General features: G+C 70.7%; 18 protein-coding genes. 5 read left to right on the top strand and 13 right to left on the bottom strand.

The genetic code is table 11. The features are described 5' to 3' along the window. Positions 1-758 precede the first annotated feature (758 nt). Together ACWY4P_RS09390 and ACWY4P_RS09385 are read left to right on the top strand one after the other, a co-directional pair. On the top strand, positions 759-962 hold the full coding sequence (locus ACWY4P_RS09390) for a cold-shock protein (protein WP_364940881.1): 204 nt from the start codon (positions 759-761) through the stop codon (positions 960-962). Positions 963-1,131: 169 nt separating this feature from the next. After that, entirely contained in the window at positions 1,132-2,619 is a 1,488-nt protein-coding gene (locus ACWY4P_RS09385; protein WP_456209881.1) for a DEAD/DEAH box helicase, read from the top strand. 160 nt (positions 2,620-2,779) lie between these two features. Here ACWY4P_RS09385 and ACWY4P_RS09380 read toward each other — a convergent pair whose 3' ends face one another. After that, positions 2,780-3,418, bottom strand: coding sequence for a TetR/AcrR family transcriptional regulator (locus ACWY4P_RS09380; protein WP_456209880.1), 639 nt, complete (start codon positions 3,416-3,418; stop codon positions 2,780-2,782). Positions 3,419-3,613: 195 nt separating this feature from the next. On the opposite strand from ACWY4P_RS09380, the gene ACWY4P_RS09375 reads away from it, so the two are divergent. The 3 genes from ACWY4P_RS09375 (at position 3,614) to ACWY4P_RS09365 (ending at position 8,057) form a co-directional block, all read left to right on the top strand. Next, positions 3,614-4,360, top strand: a complete 747-nt coding sequence (locus ACWY4P_RS09375; RefSeq protein ID WP_456209879.1) for an ABC transporter ATP-binding protein — start codon at positions 3,614-3,616, stop codon at positions 4,358-4,360. A 2-nt stretch (positions 4,361-4,362) separates the two neighbouring features. Then, positions 4,363-6,843 carry an FtsX-like permease family protein gene (locus ACWY4P_RS09370; protein WP_456209878.1) on the top strand — a complete coding sequence of 827 codons (2,481 nt, stop codon included), beginning with the start codon at positions 4,363-4,365 and terminating at the stop codon, positions 6,841-6,843. 533 nt (positions 6,844-7,376) lie between these two features. Next, entirely contained in the window at positions 7,377-8,057 is a 681-nt protein-coding gene (locus ACWY4P_RS09365; protein WP_456209877.1) for a phosphatase PAP2 family protein, read from the top strand. 12 nt (positions 8,058-8,069) lie between these two features. On the opposite strand, the gene ACWY4P_RS09360 is transcribed toward ACWY4P_RS09365, so the two are convergent. From ACWY4P_RS09360 to ACWY4P_RS09305, 12 genes are all read right to left on the bottom strand, one after another. Then, the gene (locus ACWY4P_RS09360) at positions 8,070-9,374 is read right to left on the bottom strand and encodes a glutamate-1-semialdehyde 2,1-aminomutase (protein ID WP_456212864.1); all 1,305 of its coding nucleotides are present in this window, start codon (positions 9,372-9,374) and stop codon (positions 8,070-8,072) included. 85 nt (positions 9,375-9,459) lie between these two features. Then, a complete protein-coding gene (gene rfbC, locus ACWY4P_RS09355) occupies positions 9,460-10,011 on the bottom strand; it encodes a dTDP-4-dehydrorhamnose 3,5-epimerase (protein ID WP_456209876.1) in 552 nt (183 codons plus the stop codon). Further along, positions 10,008-11,285: a polysaccharide pyruvyl transferase family protein gene (locus ACWY4P_RS09350; RefSeq protein ID WP_456209875.1), complete on the bottom strand. Its 1,278-nt coding sequence runs from the start codon at positions 11,283-11,285 to the stop codon at positions 10,008-10,010. Before ACWY4P_RS09350 ends, rfbC begins: the two co-directional genes overlap by 4 nt. Beyond that, on the bottom strand, positions 11,282-12,229 hold the full coding sequence (locus ACWY4P_RS09345) for a glycosyltransferase family 2 protein (RefSeq protein ID WP_456209874.1): 948 nt from the start codon (positions 12,227-12,229) through the stop codon (positions 11,282-11,284). Before ACWY4P_RS09345 ends, ACWY4P_RS09350 begins: the two co-directional genes overlap by 4 nt. Further along, positions 12,226-13,533: a hypothetical protein gene (locus ACWY4P_RS09340; protein ID WP_456209873.1), complete on the bottom strand. Its 1,308-nt coding sequence runs from the start codon at positions 13,531-13,533 to the stop codon at positions 12,226-12,228. Before ACWY4P_RS09340 ends, ACWY4P_RS09345 begins: the two co-directional genes overlap by 4 nt. Further along, positions 13,530-14,804, bottom strand: coding sequence for a DUF4910 domain-containing protein (locus ACWY4P_RS09335; RefSeq protein WP_456209872.1), 1,275 nt, complete (start codon positions 14,802-14,804; stop codon positions 13,530-13,532). Before ACWY4P_RS09335 ends, ACWY4P_RS09340 begins: the two co-directional genes overlap by 4 nt. Next, entirely contained in the window at positions 14,801-15,826 is a 1,026-nt protein-coding gene (locus ACWY4P_RS09330) for an NAD-dependent epimerase/dehydratase family protein (protein ID WP_456209871.1), read from the bottom strand. Before ACWY4P_RS09330 ends, ACWY4P_RS09335 begins: the two co-directional genes overlap by 4 nt. A gap of 3 nt (positions 15,827-15,829) precedes the next feature. After that, a complete protein-coding gene (locus ACWY4P_RS09325) occupies positions 15,830-16,477 on the bottom strand; it encodes a PIG-L deacetylase family protein (protein WP_456209870.1) in 648 nt (215 codons plus the stop codon). Next, entirely contained in the window at positions 16,474-17,268 is a 795-nt protein-coding gene (locus ACWY4P_RS09320) for a glucose-1-phosphate cytidylyltransferase (RefSeq protein WP_456209869.1), read from the bottom strand. Before ACWY4P_RS09320 ends, ACWY4P_RS09325 begins: the two co-directional genes overlap by 4 nt. A gap of 13 nt (positions 17,269-17,281) precedes the next feature. Beyond that, positions 17,282-18,556, bottom strand: coding sequence for a class I SAM-dependent methyltransferase (locus ACWY4P_RS09315; RefSeq protein WP_456209868.1), 1,275 nt, complete (start codon positions 18,554-18,556; stop codon positions 17,282-17,284). Continuing rightward, entirely contained in the window at positions 18,553-19,764 is a 1,212-nt protein-coding gene (locus tag ACWY4P_RS09310) for a glycosyltransferase (protein ID WP_456209867.1), read from the bottom strand. Before ACWY4P_RS09310 ends, ACWY4P_RS09315 begins: the two co-directional genes overlap by 4 nt. Positions 19,765-19,766: 2 nt before the next feature. Continuing rightward, entirely contained in the window at positions 19,767-21,071 is a 1,305-nt protein-coding gene (locus tag ACWY4P_RS09305) for an O-antigen ligase domain-containing protein (protein WP_456212863.1), read from the bottom strand.

The following is a 21,071-nucleotide window of genomic DNA, read 5'->3' as shown; positions in this document are numbered from 1 at the left end:
CTTCTGTTCCCCTCACGTCAAGCCCCTCCACTGAGCCCTCTCACCCTCATACCGACCTGCCGGTGACCTCCGCGTGCTTTGCTCGTCTTATGTCTTCGCCTCGCCCTTGCCCTCGGCGCATGCTCTCCTGCGGCGGCTCGCCCGTCGGCGGAGGCGCGGCGGTGGCTCCCTCGCCGGGCAAGTGCGCGTCTACGCTGAAGGTTGTCTTTGCGGAGGTTGGCGGACACCAACAGGGACAACCCCGACCGCCAGGTGCGGTTGAGCTTCCTCGCGAAGCGAGCCGCCACCGCGGACTCGATGGACGGTTTCCGGTCCGCCACGTGCTGGCGGCCTCGGCTCCATGGAACTCGACCGGCGTGGCCTTCACCGACCCTGGACTCTGCGCGGTCATCGTCGACCGACCGAAGTCGGGGGCGGCGGCGTTATCGAGACCGGCACCGACCATCAAGAGGGTAATGGGAGGAGTTCTTCTTGGTCGCACCTTGTGTAATCCGAAAATTAACCTTTTGCGTGTATTTGAGTTCGCGCAGGCCTGCGCGGCCGATCCGGAGCCACGGACAAAAGGCAGTGCGGATGCGTGTGGCGTGCTAAGCTTGATGGTAGTTGCAGTTGTGGTTCCCGAAACTTCAAATGCCTCGGCGGTTGTATACCGTCGGGCACTTTTGTATCTCCGGTGCTTATCCGGACGGGGTTCATTGTGGCAACGCAAGGGTTCACACGGTGTGGACCCCTGGGCACTGCCCCGAAGGAGATCTGATATGGCTAGCGGCACCGTCAAGTGGTTCAACGCGGAAAAGGGCTTCGGCTTCATCGAGCAGGACGGTGGCGGCCCCGACGTCTTCGCCCACTACTCGAACATCGCCGCCCAGGGCTTTCGTGAGCTCCAGGAAGGCCAGAAGGTGAACTTCGACATCACGCAGGGACAGAAGGGTCCGCAGGCGGAGAACATTACTCCCGCCTGACGTCGAAGCGTATGAGGTAGCTGGGGCTCGCACCTTGTGGTGTGGCCCCAGCTTACTGCTTTTTTGCATTCAAATTCTCTTGGTCTCACTTTCGGCTCGTTCTTGCAATTCATCCGGCTCATTTCTGTCGGGAATTCCTCGATGCGTGCCCCATCGAGGAAGGTTCTCCATGAGCCGTTCAGCTCGCACGAATGACCGTTTCCGGCCACAGGGTCGGGGTCGCCCCGGCGTCAGTTCGGGCGGCAACGGGCGCCGCCCCTCCACACCACAGGGGGAGTTCGCGCTGCCGGTCACCGTCACCGCTGCCCTCCCCGCGGTTGCGACCTTCGGCGAACTGGACATGCCCGCCGAGTTGCTGAAGATGCTCACCTCTCTCGGCGTGAACGAGCCGTTCCCGATCCAGGCCGCCACGTTGCCGAACTCCCTCGCAGGGCGCGACGTCCTGGGCCGCGGGCGTACCGGATCGGGCAAGACGCTCGCCTTCGGCCTGGCGCTCCTCGTGCGCACGGCCGGGCAGCGTGCCGAGTCGCGGAAGCCGCTGGCCCTCATTCTCGTCCCCACGCGCGAGCTGGCTCAGCAGGTCACCGATGCGCTCACCCCGTACGCCCGGTCGCTGAAGCTGCGGCTGGCCACTGTGGTCGGCGGGATGTCGATCGGCAGGCAGGCCGGCGCACTGCGTGCCGGGGCCGAGGTGGTCGTCGCGACTCCGGGCCGCCTCGCGGATCTCGTCGAGCGCAAGGACTGCCGCCTGGACCGGGTGAACATCACCGTCCTCGACGAGGCCGACCAGATGGCCGACATGGGCTTCATGCCCCAGGTCACCGAACTGCTGGACCAGGTACGCCCCGACGGCCAGCGCATGCTGTTCTCGGCCACGCTCGACCGCAACATCGACCTCCTGGTCCGTCGTTACCTCCATGACCCGGTGGTCCACTCGGTCGACCCGTCGGCGGGCGCGGTCACCACGATGGAACATCACGTGCTGCAGGTGCACGGCGCCGACAAGTACGCCACCGCCACCGAAATCGCCGCCCGCGACGGGCGCGTGATCATGTTCCTGGACACCAAGCACGCTGTCGACCAGTTCACCAAGCACCTGCTGAGCAGTGGCGTCAAGGCCGCGGCGCTGCACGGCGGCAAGTCGCAGCCCCAGCGCACCCGCACCCTGGCCCAGTTCAAGGACGGTCACGTCACGGTCCTGGTGGCCACCAATGTCGCGGCCCGGGGCATTCACATCGACGACCTCGACCTTGTGGTCAACCTCGACCCGCCCGGCGACCACAAGGACTACCTGCACCGTGGCGGCCGTACCGCCCGCGCCGGCGAGTCCGGCAGTGTCGTCACGCTGGTCCTGCCCAACCAGCGCCGGGACATGGCCCGTCTCATGTCCGACGCCGGCATCAGGCCGCAGATCACTCAGGTCCGCTCCGGCGAGGCCGAACTGAGCCGCATCACCGGCGCTCAGGCTCCCTCCGGTGTCCCCATCAGCGGCAGTGGGCCGGTCGCGGAGCGCCCGAAGCGCGGGGGCGCTCCCTTCCGCGGTCTGGGCACCCGCCCGGGGCGGGCCGGCCGCGGCGGTGGCGAGTCTCGCCGGGCTGCTGAGGGCCGCCAGATGGCCGAGGCCCGCAAGGCCGCCCGGGTCCGTCGTGGCGCATAGGTTCGGAAGGGGCCGCGGTACATCCGAGTGCCCCGGGAGACGGCAGCCTTGCTGTCACAGGGGCGGCTAGGTTGGCGAGCCCGCCGAGCGCGGTACAGGGGGTGAGCGCCGGCCTGGTCAGGCTGTGGAGCAAAAGTTCTTGCGTCCCGCGGGGTCCGGATCAGATGCCTCGTTCGATCGAGTCCATGAGCCGTTGTCCGGCTTCGTGGGCTTGTACGGGAAGCAGGTCGCGCAGGGGGCCGTCGATGAGGAGTACGGCCAGGCCGTGCACGGCGGACCAGACGAAGTATTCGGCGCCGGGGCGGCGGTCGGGGGGCAGGGCGCCGCTCTCGACGAGGTCGTCCAGGGCCGCGCCCAGAAGCTGGAACGCGGTCAAGCCGCCGGGGCCGTCGGCGGATTCGTTTTCGGTGTCGGCCATGTCGGTGGTGGAGAACGCGGCGCGGAACAGCCCTGGTTCGGCCTGGGCGAAACGCAGGTAGCTGGCGGCGAGGGCGCGGATGCGGGCGCGGGCGGACTCGACCGGGTCGTCGGCCGGCGGCAGGGCCGCCAGCTCCGTCTCCATGGCGGCGGCCAGTTGGGCCAGCGCGGCCTGGCGGATGGCGCGCAGAAGGGCGTTGCGGTCGGCGAAGTGGCGGTAGGCGGCGTTGGGGACCACGCCCACCCGCCGGGTGACCTCGCGCAGGACCACCGCGTCCGGCCCGCCGTCGCGGACCAGTTCGAGCCCGGCCTGGATCAGTGCGTTCCGAAGATTGCCGTGCCGGTAGGTGTCGCGCTTCCTTGCGCCGGCCCTGGAAGTCATCGCCACTCCTTTTGTGGACGGCGTCCACATAGCTGTGTATCCTGCGAAAAGCCCTCCCCACATTGTGGCGCCCACTGCGGCGCTTGCAATGTGGACATCGTACACAAGGTGCGTTGAGCAGCCTGGATCGTCCGTCGCGCAGCGCTGTGCGGACCGGCAGAGATCCCGCCATCACACGTCAACGACGAGGAATCCATGGACGATGCAGTACGGCTTGAGTCGCTGGCCAAGACCTACGGATCGGGCGACAGCGCGGTGACCGCGCTTCGCGACATCCAGGTCTCCTTTCCGAAGGGGAGCTTCACCGCCGTCATGGGGCCGTCCGGCTCGGGGAAGTCAACGCTGCTGCAGTGTGCCGCCGCCCTGGACCGGCCCTCGTCGGGCCGGGTATTCATCGACGGGACGGATATCGCGGGGCTGAGCGAGACCCAACTCACCGAATTTCGGCGGGAATCGACCGGTTTCGTCTTCCAGGCGTTCAACCTGCTGCCCGCACTGACGGCCGAGCAGAATGTGGCGCTGCCGGTGCGGCTGGCCGGGCGCAAGCCCGATCGGCGGACGGTGCAGCAGGCACTCGCCCAGGTGGGGCTGGAGAAGAAGGCAGGGAGCCGTCCCAGTCAGCTCTCCGGCGGCCAGCAGCAGCGTGTCGCCATCGCCCGCGCGCTGGTGACCCGCCCGGCCGTGCTTTTTGCCGACGAACCCACCGGTGCGCTCGACCTCACCACAGGACGCGAACTGCTGGATGTACTGCGGAAACTGGTCGACAGCCCGGCGGACGGCGGACCGACCACGGTGGTGATGGTCACGCACGATCCGAACGTGGCCTCGTGTGCGGACCGGGTGCTGTTCCTCGCCGACGGCGGTCTGGTCGGCGAACTGATCTCACCCACGTCCGAAGCCGTCGCCGCGCGGATGACCGAGCTGGCGGTGCCGAAGTGCTAGGAGTGGCTTTCCAGACCCTGCGGGGCCGCTGGGTGTCGTTCCTCGGCACCGTTGTGGCGTTGGTACTCGGGGTCGCCCAGGTCGCGGCCATGGGCCTACTGCTGATGACCACGCTCGACCCACCGGACCGGCCGGTGGAGCGGTTCGCAGGCGCCCCGGCGGTGGTGATGCCCTCCGACCCGACGTGGAATCCCGCCCACCACGACCTCGGCGTCCGCTCGTTTCCGCAGGCCAAGGGCGTATCGCAGGATCTGCTGCGGAAGGTCTCCGGCACCGGCGGCGCCGTGGTGGACCGGGCCTTCTACGCCCAGCTCGAAGGCGGCCCCAAGGACCAGGTCGGGCATCCCTGGCCAGTGGCACGGTTCGGCGGGTACACGTTGCAGGACGGCCGCGCGCCCGCCTCCGACAGGGAGATCGTCGTCGCCTCCGGCCAGGCGCGGACCGGAGACAAGGTGACCGTGCTGACTGCCGCGGGCGTCGGATCGTACACAGTGAGCGGCACTGTCACTCCGGTCGACTGGGAGGACGCGGTCTTCTTCACCGACGCCGAAGCGGCCCGCCTGGCCCCACGGATCGAGGCTCTGGTGGCACTCGGTGCGATCGACAAGGTGCGCGAGGCAGTCGGTGCGGACGCCGAGGTGCTCACCGGGCAGGACCGTCACAAGGCCGACGCCAGCGAGGACCGCGACCGCGAGGCGTTGGACAACACCATCACCTTGGTGCCGGTGATGGCCAGTGTGGCGGGCACCACAGCGGTGTTCGTGGTGGCCTCCACCTTCGCCTTCGCGGTGATTCAGCGCCGCCGCGAGGTCGCCCTGCTCCGCACTGTGGGTGCCACCCCCCGACAGGTGCGCCGGATGATACGGAACGAGGCGCTGCTGGTCAGCGGCTTCGCGTCGGTGGTGGGTACGGTACTCGGCCTGTTCGGCGCGCAGTTGCTCGCCGACATGCTCATCGGGATGGGTGTCTCCCCACCCTGGTTCCGTATCCGACCCTCGCTGCGCTGGACAGTGCTGACACCACTCGTCGCCGCCTTCCTGGTCGGCGTCCTGGTGGCGCTCTGCGGTGTGACCGTCGCCGCACGCCGGGCCGGCAACATCCGTCCCGTCGAGGCGCTGCGCGAGGCGGCGGTCGACGACTCCGGGAGGACCCCGGGGCGACTGCTGCTCGGCGCCATCGGGCTGGTCTGCGGAGCCGGGCTCACTGCCTGGATCGCGCTCGGCGACCCCGCCATGGTCCTCTCGCCCAGCGCCTACGCTCTCTCGCTGCTGGTTCCGGTCCTGGCCGCCGCTGTACTCGCACCGCTCGCCGTCGGGCCGTTCACCCGGCTGCTGATGTGGCCGGTGCGCCGCTTCTCGGGACCCATCGCCATGCTCGTACGGGAGAGCGTGCTGACCTCACGGCGGCGCACCGCTGCCACAGCCGCGCCCGTCCTGCTCACCGTCGGCCTGACATTTTCGCTGCTGGCCGCCACCGACGCGCTCGGTGCGGCACGCGAGAACGGACTGCAGAACCAGGTGAAGTCGGAGTATGCGCTCGCCCCCGACGGCACTTCGGGCATCAGCCCGCAGGTCGTCGAGAAGGTCTCCCGGATCGACGGCGTCCAGGTCGCGGCCCCCATCCTCACCACCGTCTACACCCACGACGAGGACCGGCTGGAGGTGAACGACGGGCTCGTCGTGGACGGTGCCGCGCTGAAGCGGATGATGGACCTGAAGGTGGTCGACGGCTCGTTGGACGCCCTGGACGACAACAGCACGGTCGTGGCCGAACTGTGGGGCAGGAAGGTCGGCTCGAGGCTCAAGATCCTGATGGCCGACGGCGAAGAGGCCGACCTGCGCATCGCGGCCACTTACCATGCGCTGCCCGGCGAGGACGTCGCCTATCTGCCCCAGCGGTTCGCCAAGACCGCCGTCTACGCCCGCGACGGACTCGCGCGGCGCGCCTACATCTCACTGGAGTCCGGCACCGACCGCACTGCCACGACCACGGCAATCCGCGAGGCGGTCGCCGGAACCGGAGCCCGCCTCATCACCAGGGACCAGCTGGTCGCCTCGGAGAGCGCGTACGCACGCCACCTGACCGAGGTGCGGCAGCGCTCCATCACCGTGATCGTTGTGATCTTCTGCTTCATCGCGATCCTCAACACCCTGCTCATGGCGACCGCCGACCGGCGACGCGATCTGGCGGTGCTCCGGATGGCCGGAGCCACCCCGAAACAGGTCATGCGGTTCTTCATCGCGGAATCGCTCCTGGTGGCCGCCATCGGGGTGGCACTGGCACTGATCGCGACCGCGCTCAACCTCACCGGTTTGTGGGGCGCACTGCACCAGCTGTTCGGCACGGCCCCCATCACGGTGCCGTACGCAGTGATCACCGGCATCACCGTCATGTCCACGCTGCTCGCCGTGGCCGGAACCGTGCTGCCCGTCAGCGCGGCATTGCGCGCCAGGACGGTTCAGCTCGTCGGCACCCGCGAATAAGTCGAGGCCCGCGCGGAGTGTTGACACGCGGACTTTCCGACGGCGGTGTGCCGCGACCGCATTGTTGGTTAGGGTGGTAATCAGAGACTGATTCCGATGCCCTTGACCAGGGTGATGGACAGGCTGATGGCTCCCGCGCGGGCCAAGTCAGACACGACGGGGGGGCTCGTTGGTGGGGAGTTGGCGTCAGCAGAAGCCGGAGGCCACATCGACCAGCGTCAGTGGCGTTGGATCGCCTGGCCGGAGCGGGCCCGGAAGTCGGCTCAGCCCGGTTCGCGCTTGATGTGTTTGCAATCTTGCTCGGCCCAGCCGTGCGCAGCCCGTACATGGCGTCGGCTCCGACGGGAGGGGGAGGTGCATCACATCTGCCGGATGGTCTGTGACGGTGTGCGCGGCCCGATGCGCGCGACCTGCGCGGGAGCCGAGGTACTGACGGGACACATTGGCCGTGTCGTGCCCGGACTTACGGTCACCGGAGTCGTCATCTACCGATCACGGCAAAGCACCGCAGGTCGACCGGGCGCGGTGGGCGTGTGACCGGCCGGTCGGCGCCCGCGGTGCTGCCCCCACTACTGCGCGTGTGGCTCGGGCTGATCGCGGCCCTCGCCGCGCTGGTGGTCGTCGTGCTCGGGGTCCTGTATGCCGACGACAGCAAGCCCGGCATGGTGGACGCGCGGATCTGGGCGGCGGTGGAAGGCGTGGGGCCGACGTGGCGGCACGTCGCTCTGGCCACGGACTTCTTGGGGGAGCCCGTGGGAGCGGCGACGCTGGTCGTGGCCACCGTGACGGGCTGCCTGCTGCTTCGGCGTCCTCGCGCGGCGGTGCTCATCGTTGCCGGCGTCGGTATCGCCGTGGGGACGGCGACGCTGCTCAAGTCCCTGGTGGGACGCACCATCCACGACGGGAACCTGTCCTACCCGAGCGGGCACACCGCCTTCGCCACCGCGCTCGCCCTCGTGGTGGCACTGCTCGCGACCGGCCGGCTCGGCCTCGGCAGGACGGCCGGCACGTTGCTCGTACTCGCCGCGGGGCTGGTTGCCGGCGCCGCCATGGGCTGGGCGCAGGTCGCCCTGGGCGCGCACTACCCGACCGACGTCCTCGGCGGCTGGTGCACCGCGCTGGCGGTGATACCGGCGACCGCGTGGCTGGTCGACCGGATGGCTGACCGGCTGGCCGATCGGATGGCCGACGCCGGTCGGCGGGAGCGCCACTGACGTCACGTCACGTCACGCCAAGCGGCGGAACACGGGCTTCACCGGTCGTCCGGCCAGCCAGGGGGTGGGGTCAGCGGCGTCCAGTGCCTTCCGGTACACCGCACATGCCTGGGCCACCACGTCGACGGTGTGATCGATGTCGGCGTCGCCGAGCGCGCTGCTCACCACGAACGACGGGGCCAGCACCCCGCCCGCGAGGAGCCGGCGCAGGAACAGGGTGCGGTACTGCTGCGACGGCTGCCGGTTCTCGTCGAGGGTGGCGAAGACCAGGTTGCTGGCCCGGCCCCGGACGACGATGTGGTCGCCGACGCCCATGCCGGCCGCGGCCTCGCGGACACCGGCGGCCAGCCGCTCGCCGAGGGCGTGCAGCCGCGCGGTGATGCCCTCCTCGACGTACGTGGTTTGCACGGCCATCGCGGCGGCCAGCGAGTGCGTTTCCGCGCCGTGCGTGGTGGACAGCAGGAACACTCGGTCGCCGGAGTGACGCAGCCCGCCCAACTCCATCAGATCGCGGCGCCCGGCCAGCGCGGAGACGGCGAACCCGTTGCCCAGCGCCTTGCCGAACGTGGAGAGGTCGGGGACGACGCCGTACAGGCTCTGGGCGCCCGCCTCGGACCAGCGGAAACCGGTGATCATCTCATCGAAGATCAGTACGCAGCCGTGTCGGTCGGCCAGTTCGCGCAGGCCGGCGAGGTACCCGGGAGTGGGGTCTCCCCTGCTCGAACGAAGTTGAGAGTTTGGGGAAGGATCGGCGTGGGTGGCGGGTTCGAGGATCAGGCAGGCGACCTCGTCCTGGTACCGGGTGAGCAGCTCCTCCGTGGCGGCCAGGTCCCCGTAAGGGAACGCCACGGTGAGCTCGTTGGTCGCCGCCGGAACACCGGCGGACATCGGCGTGGTGCCGATGAACCAGTCGTCGACGGAGAAGAACGGATGGTCGCCGCAGATGGCCACCCGCGGGCGCCCGGTGACGGCGCGGGCGAGGCGCACCGCGGCGGTGGTGACATCGGAGCCGTTCTTCGCGAACTTCACCATCTCGGCGGTCGGCACCGTGGCCAGGAAGCGTTCCGCGGCCTCGACCTCCACGATGGACGGCCGGACGAAGTTGCTGCCGCGGTCGAGTTCCCGCCGCACCGCCTCGATCACGCGTGGGTGGGCGTGGCCGAGGCTGACCGACCGCAGGCCGGAGCCGTACTCGATGTAGCGGTTGCCGTCGACGTCCCACACGTGGGCACCGCGGCCGTGGCTGATGACCGGGGCCAGGTTCTCGGGGTACTGGTCGTCGCCCTTGGCGTAGGTGTGCGCGCCCCCGGGGATCATGGCGTGCAGCCGCTCGTTCGCCGTCCGCGACCGGGGCAGGGCGAACTCCTTGGTCCCTTCGGTGTGTTCGGTGTTCACGCCGACCTCAACTCTCTTTTTGCTTCAGGACCTCGGCGAGGCTCGGCGCCTCCCGGTCCCGCTGGGACATCGATGTGACCGGCAGCGGCCAGGGAATGGCGAGCTCCGGGTCGTCGAAGGCGATCGTCACGTCCTCGGCCGGATCGTGCGGGCGGTCGATCCGGTACGAGGTGTCGGCGGTTTCGGTCAGAGCCTGGAAGCCGTGTGCGCACCCCGCCGGGATGTACAGGGTCACCTGCGTCTCGTCGGACAGCTCGAAGAAGGCCCGGTTGCGGTATGTCGGCGAGTCCGTCCGCAGGTCCACGACGACGTCGAAGATCCTCCCGTACGAGCACCGCACCAGCTTGGCCTCGCCGGCGCCGGAGCGCAGGTGCAGGCCGCGCAGCACGCCTCGGACCGAGCGGGACAGGCTGTCCTGGACGAAGGCGTCCGGGTCGAGCCCCACCGAGCGGACCACGTCGGCGTCGAAGGTGCGGCAGAAGAAACCGCGCTCGTCGGCGTACGGCGTCGGCTCGAAGAGGTACGCGCCGGCGATCGCCGGGACTTCGGTCGCTTTCATGGAGACTCCTGCCGAGCGTGGGCGTGGGTGTGGTCGGTCGCCGGGAACAGGGCCGCGGTCAAGGCGGTGAACTGGTGCTCGAGTTGCCGGGCGGCGGCCAGGTTTCGCTCGGTGAGGGTCTGCCGCAGCTCGATCGATCGCTTCTCCAGCGCCCGGAACTGCTCGAGCAGCCGGTCGGCGTCGACCTCGCGCGCCGGGTGGCAGTACGCGCCCAGCCCCATCCGGTCCATGAGCGCGTCGCTCTTCGCCGCATAGCTGAGTGCGAGCACCGGCGTGCCGGCCTTCAGCGCGCAGATCAGGTTGTGGTATCGGACCGCCACCACGGTGTCGGCAGCCGCCATCTCGTTCATCAGGTCGGCCAGTGAGGCCGGCTCGGCAGCGGTGACCAGCGGTGAGTCCACCGCGTCGAGGATCGCGGCGACCACCGACGCATCGCACGCGTCGCCGGTGAGCAGCCGGACCGGCCTGCCCTCCTCGACCAGCGCGCGGACGAACCGGATCGTCCCGTCGAGGTAGCGCCGGTATATCTCCTCGGCCCGGGCGCGGTCGTCGTTGCCGCCGTGGAAGTCCATGACGCCGACGCAGACCGGGCCCGGCGGGCCCGAGGGCGCTTCCCCAAGCTCTCCGACAAGCTCCGAGCAGGGGATACCCCATTCCCGCGGCGTGGGCAGGGCGAACGCGAGGTCCGGGTAGACCTCGTCGCGCGCGGTGTCCACGCCCATCGCCCGCATCGCGTCACGGGACTGGGCGTCCCGGTACGACCGGTACGCGGCCAGCCGCGCCGACCAGCGCACCAGGGCCCGGGTGGGCCGGTTGCCGATCTCGGCGGCGCCGACGCTGACCAGCGCGACCCGGGTACGCAGCAGCCGGCCACTCGCGCAGAGCAGGAACAGCGAGTACGGGAAGCCCCACGGCCGCAGCGGCAGCGTGGCCTCCAGGACGCCCATGCCCGGCACGATCACCACGTCGTGCCGGCGCACCCAGGCGGCGGTGCGGAAGACGTCGACGAGTTTGCCCAGCCCCTTCGCCGCGATCGCGCCCGCACGTGACGCGGTCCGGTACTCCGCGCGGTTCCAGTGCAGCCGCGTGGCGGGGATCCCGAACCGGGTCGTCACGGCCTCGGGCCCGCCGCACAGCGCGTCCACGACCGCCTCCGGGTGCTCGGCGCGGAGGTACCCGAGCACGGCCTCAAGCGACCCGTCGTTGCCGAGGTTCCCGGAGCCGAGCAGGCCGAACACCCCGACGCGCACCGGAGTCTCGTTCGCAGGCGTCATGCCTGCCTCCCCTCACGGCCGGCGACAAGGGCGTCGACGGAGACCGTGAGCAGGGCCGGGTCGACCGGGGCGCGGTCCTCGACCCGTTCGCCGGCGCCCGGCCGGGCCCGGCTGGCCATCCATGCGGCCAGGTGGCGGTAGCACGCGCGCCGGTCGGCCGGGGACAACGGCGCCCGCCGGATCGCCGCGACGAAGCCCCAGACGTACTCGGCGAGCAGCCGGGGCGTCGGGTGCAGCGGGCCTGCCCGGCGCGGGTCCAGGTTGACGCACCGGGAGCGCTTGCTGGGGTTCGCCCGCTCGGCGCGGGTGGGGTGGTCGCGGCGGAAGTACAGCAGCTCCGGCACCTGGTGGAAGGGCCCGTGCAGGCCGAGCTCGGCGACGAACGTGCGGTCCGCGTGGTGGTAGCTGTCCATCGGTTTCACCCGGCGCAGTACGTCGGCCCGTATCACCCCGTAGAAGTCGTCGCCGCCGGGCTCGAACAGCATGCTGCGGAAGCGCTCCGGCGGGTGCGGCGAGTCGGTGGCGAGCCCGTACTCGTACGGGACCTTCACCTGGCCGTCGCCGTCGATGACCGCCTGGTCGGCGTGCGCGAGGATCACGTCCGGCCGCTCGTCCAGCGCCTCCACGCAGCGCCGCAGCAGGTCCCGGCCGTAAAGGTCGTCGTGCGAGGCCCATTTGAACAGCTCGCCGCGGCACTCGGCGAACACATGGTTGTGGTTCGGCGTGGCGCCGATGTTCCGGGACAGCCGGATGTACCGGATCCGCGAGTCCTTCTCGGCGTACCGGCGGCAGATGTCCTGGGTCCCGTCGGTCGAGGCGTTGTCGGAGATGACCAGCTCGAAGTCCTCGTAGGTCTGGCCGAGCAGGGCGTCGAGCGACTCGGCCAGGTACTCCTCGCCGTTGTACACGGGCAGGCCGATGCTCAGCCTGGGTTGGGCGGTCATGGCGTCCTCACTTCGGGGATGGGTTCGTGGTGGTGCTCGCGCAGGGCGGACCGCAGGTGCAGCCACCACACGGCCGAGGCGCTCAACGTCGCGGCGGCGACGCCCCAGGCCGAGCCGACCGTGCCGGCCACGGCCGCCCCGCCGAGCCCACCGCTGACATAGAAGGTGGAGGCGATCAGCTGGCAGCGCAGGCTGCGCCGGGCCGCGGCGAGCGCGCGAAGCCCGGCCGCCGCGCCGGTGCCGAGGCCCGCGCCCGCGACGCCGAGGGTGACCGGCAAGATGAGCTCCGAGGCGGAGTGCCAGACGCCGCCGAGCACCAGCTCGCCGAGCCGGCCGGGCATCAGCAGCAGCGCCGCGCCCCAGAGCAGCGCGCCGGCGGCCTGCCCCCCGCCCAGCAGGAGGCAGAACGTGCCGAGCCGGTGAGGTGCCTGCCGTAGCACCCGTGCCGCCTCCGGGACGGTGACCAGCGAAAGCCCCATGAGCACCGCCAGGAACGGGCCGAGCAGGAGCTCGGCGCCCCGCACCGCACCCACCGCGCCGACCCCGACGATCGCGCCGAGCCCGTACGCCCGCAGCTGGCTCGCGCCACTGAGGCTGACGTTCTCGACCAGGTAGCGGTAGCCGAGATCGCGCTGCTCGCGAAGCCACCCGCGCGCCTCGGTCATCCGGGGCCGGATGCCGGACTGGATGTAGCCGTACCCCGCCGCCACCGTGGCGGACGCGCCCCAGGCGAGCACGAAAGCGGCCACGCTGCCCACACGGGCCGCCACCACCATGGCCGGGACGAGTGCGACACCCCACACGACGTCGTTGACGAACGCCTTCCGCCCGGTGCCGGCGGCGAAGAACGAGAACCGCCAGGCGTCCTGCAGCAACAGCCCCGGCAGCATGACACCAAGGGCGGCGAACGCGGGCCCCACGCGGCCGCCGAGGCCGAGCCCGACCACCAGACACGCCGCGCCGAGGGCGGCACCGACGCCGAGCGCGGTACCCGTCGACCGGGCCACCGCCCCGCGCCAGGACGTGTCCGCCACGCCGCTGAAGCGCACCACGAGCGGATCGGTGGCCAGCCCGCGGGAGACGTTGAGCACCACACCGTAGGTCACCCAGGCCAGGCTGAACACGCCGAACGCGGTCACCCCCAGCGAGCGGGCCACGTAGATCCCCACCACGAAGTTGCTCACGCTGGAGGCCGCCTGGTCGGCCAGCCCCCAGGACAGCCGGCCGACGAGGGCCCGCCGGGTGGATCCGGCCGGTGGCGCTATTGTCTGCGGATTCTCCCCCTCGCCGGTCATCGGCGTCATGCCTTGATCAGCCCGGCGCCGTGCAGGGCGCCGGCCGCGGTGGCGACGGTGTCGAACGGCAGCCCGGACCGCTCGGCGACGTCCAGCAGACTGTGCTCGCCGTCGGAGAGGTTGAGCACCCAGAGCATGGCCATCTGGGCCTGCTTGGTGTCGCTGCGGCCGCCGAGCGCGTCGTACAACCCACGTCGGCCCAATTGCGGTTCGCCGTAAGGGCTGAGGTTGAGGTACCGCCGGTTGCGGTCGAGGACGGCGAACGCCTCGCGGCAGAGGGCGAGCGTGTCCGCCATCGCCTCCGAGGAGACGAAGTCCAGGTTGTCCGCCGAGGTGTGGTACTCGGGGTAGCCCGCGTACGGGGTCCGGCTGAGCGAGCCCACGCCGAGATCGAACCCGGGCGAGCAGAACTGCCGCTCGTCGTAGCCGTACGGCGTGAACTCGGTGACGTGGTGCGGGCGTTCGGACGCGCCCAGCACGTGCCGCATCACCCGGTCGATCTCCGCGTCGCCGCGCCTGCTCTGCTTGTACGTCAGTTGGCCCGGGTCGCCGGCGCAGGCCAGCACAAGCCCGTGCTTGACCCGGTCGATCCGCTCCGCGTTGCGGGCCAGCCAGGTGATCGCCCCGATGGTGCCGGGCGCGAATATGAACCGGTAGGTGTAGTAAGGCGTCTGCTCGGCCAGCGCCCGGGCCAGGAACACCGCCACCGCGATGCCGGCCAGGTTGTCGTTGGCCAGCGACGGGTGGCAGACGTGGCAGGAGACGATCACCTCGTCGGGGACCTGACCGGGGACCACGTGCTCGGCGTAGGTGAGGTGGCCGTCCGCGAGCGTGGAGTCGACGCGCACCTCGTACTCGCCGTCCGGCATCGCGTCCAGGGTCTCCTGGGCCAGGCAGAACCCCCATTCCGGCTTGTAGTAGCTGGTGCGGTACGGCACCCAACTCGGGTGTTCCGGCAGGGTGTGCAGGTGTCCGCGCAGCTCGGCCAGCGGCATGGTCGCCGACACCGGCACGCTGTAGCCGAGCACGTGCAGGCTGGACGCGGCGAAGTCGACGACCCGCTTGCCCGCGGTGTCGGCGATGTACGCGTCCCGGATGTTCCACTCCTGCGGCACAGTCCAGTCGAGTACCTGAGTCCCGGTCGCCACCTCGTGCACATGCAGCGGGACGTACTCGCCGACGACCTTCAGGGTGGCGCGCACACCGTCGCCGGTGATGCTCCGGCACAGCGGGTACAGCCGCTCCACCAGCGCGTGCATCTCTTCGCCGGCCGCGGTCATCGGCGCCGCCGCAGGGTGTCGTCGACGGTGCCGGCGTCGGACGCCGCGCGCAGCACGGCGAGGCGGGTGAAGCGTCGCTCGAAGTCCTCCCGGGTCAGCCCGTGTTTCCGGTAGGCGTCGGCGAGTTCGAGCGCGCCCTGCTTCACCGTCCACTCGCAGTCGAAGCCGGGCACCGCGGCGCGGAACCGGGAGAAGTCCACCCGGTACGACCGCGGATCGGCACCGGTCTCCCCGGTGATCACCACCTTCGCGCCGGGCACCGCCTCGGCGACCTGCTCGGCGATCTCGGCGACCGTGACGTTGTTGACCTCGCTGCCGATGTTGAACGCCCGGTCGTGCACCGCTTCCCGCGGCGCGGACAGCGCGGCCGCGAAGGCCCGTGCGATGTCGGCGGCGTGCACCAGCGGGCGCCAGGGGGTGCCGTCGGAGAGCACGAGGACCTCGCCGGACAGGAGCGCGTGGCCCACCAGGTTGTTCAGCACGATGTCTGCGCGTAGTCGGGGCGAGTAGCCGAAGGCGGTGGCGTTGCGCATGAACACCGGGCTGAAGTCGCCGTCGACCAGCGCGTGCAGGTCGTCCTCCACCCGCACCTTGGACTCCGCGTACGGCGTCACCGGGCGCAGCGGGGCGTCCTCGGCCACCAGGTCGTCACCGCCGGCGGCGCCGTAGACCGAGCAGGTCGACGCGTACAGGAAGCGCCGCACTCCGGCGTCTCGGGCCAGCCGGGCCAGCCGTACGGAGGCGTGGTGGTTGATGTCGTAGGTGAGGTCCGGCGCCAGCGATCCCAGGGGGTCGTTGGACAGGGCGGCCAGGTGGATCACGGCGTCCACCCCGGCCACGTGTTCGGCCGTGACGTCCCGCAGGTCCACCCGTCGCCCCGGCGGGTCCGCGGGCGTCGGGCCGAGGACGCAGTCGGCGAACAGGCCGGAGTCAAGGCCGACGACCTCGTGCCCGGCAGCCGTGAGGACCGGGGCCATGACGGTGCCCAGGTAGCCCTGGTGCCCGGTCAGCAGTACGCGCAAGGTTCATTCCCCCAGGTTGAGAGTGAGTTTGGTGACGGCGAACGCCTCGGCGTAGCGCGCGTGGCATTCGATGCCGCGGATTCGTGCGAGGCCGAGGAAGGCCTCGCGGTCGTACCAGGGCCGGTGCCGCTGCGAGGGGTAGTGCTCCTGCAACAGCCGCACCTTTTGTTCGGCGATCTCCGGCGACAGCGGCTGGTACGCCGACGGACGGCCGAGATCGCCGTCCCACTTGACGATCTCGTAGCCGAGCACCAGGTGGTCGCGGAATGCCGTGGGCAGCAGTTGCGCCAGGCCGCGGTGGTCCTGGTGCGCGTCATCGGTGCGTGGGGCCAGCACGAGATCCGGCTCGGTCCGCTCGCGCAGTTCCTCGACCGCGGCCTTGGCCTCGTCCCAGTGCGCGGGCAGCCGGCCGTCCGGCAGCTTGTGCACGGTCAGCCGCAGGTCGGCACCCGGGCAGAAGGCGGCGAGCGCGGCCCGCTCCTCCTGCTCCCGTTCGCTGCCACCGCCGGAGAGCACCAGCGCGTCGACGCGGATGCCCGGCCGTGCGAGGCACAGCGCCAGCAGTGTGCCGCCGGCGCCGATGGCGATGTCGTCGCAGTGCGCCCCTACCGCGACGATCTGGTCCAGGGGCCCGGCCCCGAGCCGGATCACGCCCGCGCTCCGGCGCTGTCCCGTTCCCACACGGCCCACGGGCGGTCGCCCCGGGCGTAGGCGGCGTCGAGCGCGGCCCGCTCCTTCACGGTGTCGGTCGGCTTCCAGAAGCCGCGGTGCTGGTGCGCCACCAACCGACCCTGCTTGGCCAGTTGGGCGCATCCGTCGGCGACCAGGTCCCCGTTCTCCGGTATGTGGTCGAAGACTTCCTGGCGGAGTACGAAGTAGCCGCCGTTCTCCCACAGCGGCAGGTCGCTCACCGCGGTGATGCCCCCCACCAGGCCGTCCTCGCCCAGATCCACGCAGTGGAACGAGGACTGCGGCGGCACCACCATCATCGACGCACCGGCGTCGCGCCGGGCGAACCGGTCGATCATCTCGTCCAGCGGGGCGTCGGTGAGTACGTCGGCGTAGTTGGCGAGGAACATGTCGTCGCCGTCCAGGTGGTGTCGCACCCGGCGCAGCCGCTCCCCGATCGGTGACTCGATGCCGGTCTGCGCGAACGTGATCGTCCAGTCGGAGATGTCGGTGGACAGCAGCTCGGTCCGCCCGCCCCGCAGCACGAAGTCGTTGGACGTCGTCTCCTCGTAGTTGAGGAAGAACTTCTTGATGTGGTGGGCCCCGTAGCCGAGGCACAGGATGAACTCCGTGTGCCCGAAGTGCGCGTAGTAGCGCATGACGTGCCAGATCAGCGGTCGCGGGCCGACCATCGCCATCGGCTTGGGCACGTCGTCTGCGGCACCGCTCCGCATCCGCATCCCGTAGCCGCCGCAGAACAGAACGACCTTCATGCTGTGACCTCTTTCAAGACGCGACCTCGACAATGCTCAGTTCCGGGATGGGGAAGACCAGCCGGCCGCCCCAGTCGTGCACGAAGGACAGCTGCTCGACCAGCTCGGCCCGCAGGTTCCACGGGAGGACGAGGACGTAGTCCGGTCTGTCGGCGGCTATCTGGTCGGGCGACAGGATCGGGATGCGGGTGCCCGGGGTGAACCTGCCGTGCTTGTAGGGGTTGCGGTCGACCGTGTACGGGAGCAGGTCGGGCCGGATGCCGCAGTGGTTGAGCAGGGTGTTGCCCTTGCCCGGGGCGCCGTAGCCGACGACCGTCTCGCCACGCTCGGCCACCTCGATGAGGAACCGCAGCAGGTCCCGGCGCACCTTGGCCACCCGAGCGGAGAACTCGGTGTACCCGGACAGCTCCTGCAGCCCGGCGGCCTTCTCCCGGGCCAGTACGTCGGCCACCTTTCCCCGAGCTCTCGGCTCCGCTCGAGCAGGGGATACCCCATCCGTCGGCTCGCCGGCCACCTCGGTCGGCCGGGCCCACAGCCGGATGGAGCCGCCGTGGGTGGGCAGCAGCTCGACGTCCACGAGCGCGAGTCCGCCGCTCGCCAGCGCCCGGGTCGCGGACGCGACCGTGTAGTACTGGAAGTGCTCGTGGTAGATCGTGTCGTACTGGTTCTCCTCGATCAGGGTCAGCAGGTGCTGCACCTCGATGGAGACCCAGCCGTCGTCGGCGACCAGGGCGCGCAGCCCCCGGGTGAACCCGACCACGTCGGGGATGTGCGCATACACGTTGTTGGCCACGACCAGGTCCGCCGGGCCGTGCTCGGCGCGGACGGCCGAACCAGTGTCCGGGTCCAGGAACTCCGTGAGCGTGGGCACACCCGCGTCCCGCGCCGCGGCGCCGACGTTCACCGACGGCTCGATGCCGAGGCAGCGGATCCCCCGGTCCACCACGTGCTTCAGCAGGTACCCGTCGTTGCTCGCGACCTCGACCACGAAGGCGTCGGGGCCGAGGCCCACCCGCTGTACGGCGTCGGCGACGAACGTGCGCGCGTGCTCCACCCAGGAGGTCGAGTACGAGGAGAAGTACGCGTACTCCTTGAACGTCTCCTCCGGCGTGATCAGCGGAGGGATCTGCGCGAGCCAGCAGTCGGTGCAGACCCGCAGGTGCAGCGGGTACGCCGGTTCCGGCTCGTCCAGTTGGTCCGCGGCGAGAAAACTCTCACACGGCGGGGTCGCCCCCAGATCGACGACGCTCGCCAGCGTCGCCGAGCCGCAGAGTCGGCATCGTGTCATTTACTGCCCCCCATTGATTCCGACCGACCCGCGATCGCGGTGCGGTACTCGTCCACCAGGCGCTCAAGGCCGACGGCCGGGCTGAAGCCCTGCTCGTAACGGCGCCGGGCCGCCTGGCCCATTTCCCGGTTGCGGTCCGGCTCTGCCGTGATCCGGCGCAGGCAGGACGCCAGCGAGGCGGCCTCGCCCGGCCGGTGCAGCAGCCCGGTCACCCCTTCCTCGACGAGTTCGACGAAGGCGCCGTGACCGGCGGCGACGGCCGGGACCCCCGCCGCCATCGCCTCGGCGACCACCAGGCCGAACGTCTCCAGGGACATCGAGGGAGCCACCACGGCGACCGATCGCGCGATGGCCTGCCGGCACTGAGCCGGGTCGTACAGGCCGACGTACCGCACGTCGTCCCGGCCCGCCGCCCAGGCGGTCACCTCGGGTTCCAGCGGCCCCGCGCCGGCGATCACGAGCGGCACACCCACACCGCCGTCCGCGGCGATCCCGTCCCACGCGGCCATGAGCAGCCGCACGCCCTTGGCCTCCGCGAGCCGGCCGAGAAAGAGCAGATGCTCGCCGGCGCCCGCTCGGCGGGCGCCCGGGTCGGGCACGAAGTTGTGCTTCACCGCCAGCCGCTCGGCCGGCATGCCGGACCGCACCAGGATGTCGCGCTGCGCCGCGGAGATGCAGAAGAACCGCTCCACGCCGGACCACCACCGCCGCCGGTTGACCGACAGGCTGACCGCGAGCGGCACCGTCGCAAGCCGGGAGTTCCGGTAGCAGCCGTGCCGGACGGCGGGCAGCGACGCCGCCGACCCGACGCACTCGGTGCACGGCCGGCCGTCCCGATGCAGCGTGCCGGGCGGGCAGACCTGCGTGTAGTTGTGCAGCGTGGCGACGACGGGCACGCCGGCGTCGGCGCAGGCGGCAAGCACCGCGGGCGACAGAAGCGGGAAGACGTTGTGGACGTGCACCACGTCCGGCCCCTCGGTGCGGAGCCGGGCGGCGAGCTCCGCGCGGACCGCCGGGTTCCACGGCACAAGGAGCGGCACCGCGGCCTTGCCGAGCAGGGACCGGGCGGCGATGTCGTCGCTGCGCCGCTCGAACACGTCGACCCGGTGGCCGGCCGCGCGCAGCAGCCCCACCTCCTCATCGACGACCCTGTTCTCCCCGCTCGGCTGCGCCGAGGAGTAGCGGTTGTGCACCACGAGGACGTGCATGGTCAGATCACCTCCCGGTTCCGGTCCCATCGCGGGATACGTCGTCGAGGGACTGCGGGCGTCGTCAGGGGCGTGGCCGCGGCAGGTGTCGCAAGGAGCGAGGCGGCCAGGGTCAGATGCAGCAGATACGGCGAGGCGTCGCCAAGCCCGGCCTCGGTGTACGACGAGATCGCGACGTAGCTGATCAGGAAGATCGCGCAGGCCCTCGGCAGCGATGGCGGGCGCAGCAACGCGACACCGCCCAGCACGACGATGATCGCCGCCACGAGGGCGATGCCGAGCAGACCCTGCTCGTTGTAAACGGCCAGCCAGCTGTTGTCGATCGGCAGCCCGCCGAACGACTTGTCGCCCAGGCCCGTGCCGAACACCTTCTCCTGGATCGTCCGGGGCTCTGCCAGCAGGGCGTCCCAGACCTTGGCCCGACCGGTGAGGTTGGAGAAGTTCTCCTTGCTCTGTCCGCGCATGAACCACGCCTGCAGCGCGGAGGCGAACGCCACCGCGGCCACCGTGGCGCACAGCACCGCCCAGGCGAAGAACCGGCGGGCGGCGGCGCTGGTCAGGACGAGCGAGCCGATCGCCAGCACCAGCCCGATGAGCAGGCCGACCGTGGCCGTCCGGGTGTGGGTCATCGCGAGCAGGACGAATGCCGGCACGATGATCACCGCCGCGCCGGCCCCGGTGGTCCGGCGGCCCAGCAAGAGCAGCACGGTGAGCCCGATGATCACCGCGGAGTACTGTCCGATCTGCGGCGGGGTGAGCGGCCACAACGCGCCGACCAGGCGCCCGCCGTAGTACTCGGGCATGGCCGTGCCCGGTGAGATGGCCAGGCCGGCGGCCACCGACACGAGCGCCGCGAAGTACATCCGGATGTGGTACCGGACGAACCTCAGGCTGCCGTCCCACCAGCGGCTGAGCAGCCACAGCGTGCCGACGAAGAGAGCCAGCCGGGCGCAGCGGAACAGCGCACCGAACCCGACCTCCAGGTGCATGCTGGAGATCACGCTCGGCACCAGCAGCAGGGTGAGCAGGAACACGAAGGCGCTGGCTCGGATGCGCAGCCGGAGATTGAGTGCGAGCGCCAGCGCGAACGCGGAGACCAGCGCGCCCATGGTGGCCATCTGGATGAGGGAGCGGGGCAGCGTGACGATGGTCTTCGCCCCGGCGGAGCCAAGCGTGTTGAGGCCCAGCAACGCCCAGACGATCCAGACGGCCTTCGGCGTGCCGGCAGGGCGTTGTTCGGCACCGGGCTGCGTGACCGCCGTACCCGGTCCGCCCGGCAGCCCACCGCGCATCGGGTCCCCGCCCAT

Source organism: Streptomyces sp. LZ34, assembly GCF_053890475.1.
The sequence above is the reverse complement of the archived record's forward strand: the minus strand, read 5'-3'. Positions and strand labels throughout refer to the sequence as shown.

Coding starts and splice junctions, on each gene's coding strand:
- ACWY4P_RS09360 (WP_456212864.1), bottom strand. CDS start 9,374: ATGATCCCCGGGGGCGCGCACACCTACGCCAAGGGCGACGACCAGTAC.
- ACWY4P_RS09390 (WP_364940881.1), top strand. CDS start 759: ATGGCTAGCGGCACCGTCAAGTGGTTCAACGCGGAAAAGGGCTTCGGC.
- ACWY4P_RS09375 (WP_456209879.1), top strand. CDS start 3,614: ATGGACGATGCAGTACGGCTTGAGTCGCTGGCCAAGACCTACGGATCG.
- ACWY4P_RS09385 (WP_456209881.1), top strand. CDS start 1,132: ATGAGCCGTTCAGCTCGCACGAATGACCGTTTCCGGCCACAGGGTCGG.
- ACWY4P_RS09340 (WP_456209873.1), bottom strand. CDS start 13,533: ATGACGCCGATGACCGGCGAGGGGGAGAATCCGCAGACAATAGCGCCA.
- ACWY4P_RS09305 (WP_456212863.1), bottom strand. CDS start 21,071: ATGGGCGGGGACCCGATGCGCGGTGGGCTGCCGGGCGGACCGGGTACG.
- ACWY4P_RS09380 (WP_456209880.1), bottom strand. CDS start 3,418: ATGACTTCCAGGGCCGGCGCAAGGAAGCGCGACACCTACCGGCACGGC.
- ACWY4P_RS09310 (WP_456209867.1), bottom strand. CDS start 19,764: ATGCACGTCCTCGTGGTGCACAACCGCTACTCCTCGGCGCAGCCGAGC.
- rfbC (WP_456209876.1), bottom strand. CDS start 10,011: ATGAAAGCGACCGAAGTCCCGGCGATCGCCGGCGCGTACCTCTTCGAG.
- ACWY4P_RS09335 (WP_456209872.1), bottom strand. CDS start 14,804: ATGACCGCGGCCGGCGAAGAGATGCACGCGCTGGTGGAGCGGCTGTAC.
- ACWY4P_RS09320 (WP_456209869.1), bottom strand. CDS start 17,268: ATGAAGGTCGTTCTGTTCTGCGGCGGCTACGGGATGCGGATGCGGAGC.
- ACWY4P_RS09345 (WP_456209874.1), bottom strand. CDS start 12,229: ATGACCGCCCAACCCAGGCTGAGCATCGGCCTGCCCGTGTACAACGGC.
- ACWY4P_RS09315 (WP_456209868.1), bottom strand. CDS start 18,556: ATGACACGATGCCGACTCTGCGGCTCGGCGACGCTGGCGAGCGTCGTC.
- ACWY4P_RS09350 (WP_456209875.1), bottom strand. CDS start 11,285: ATGACGCCTGCGAACGAGACTCCGGTGCGCGTCGGGGTGTTCGGCCTG.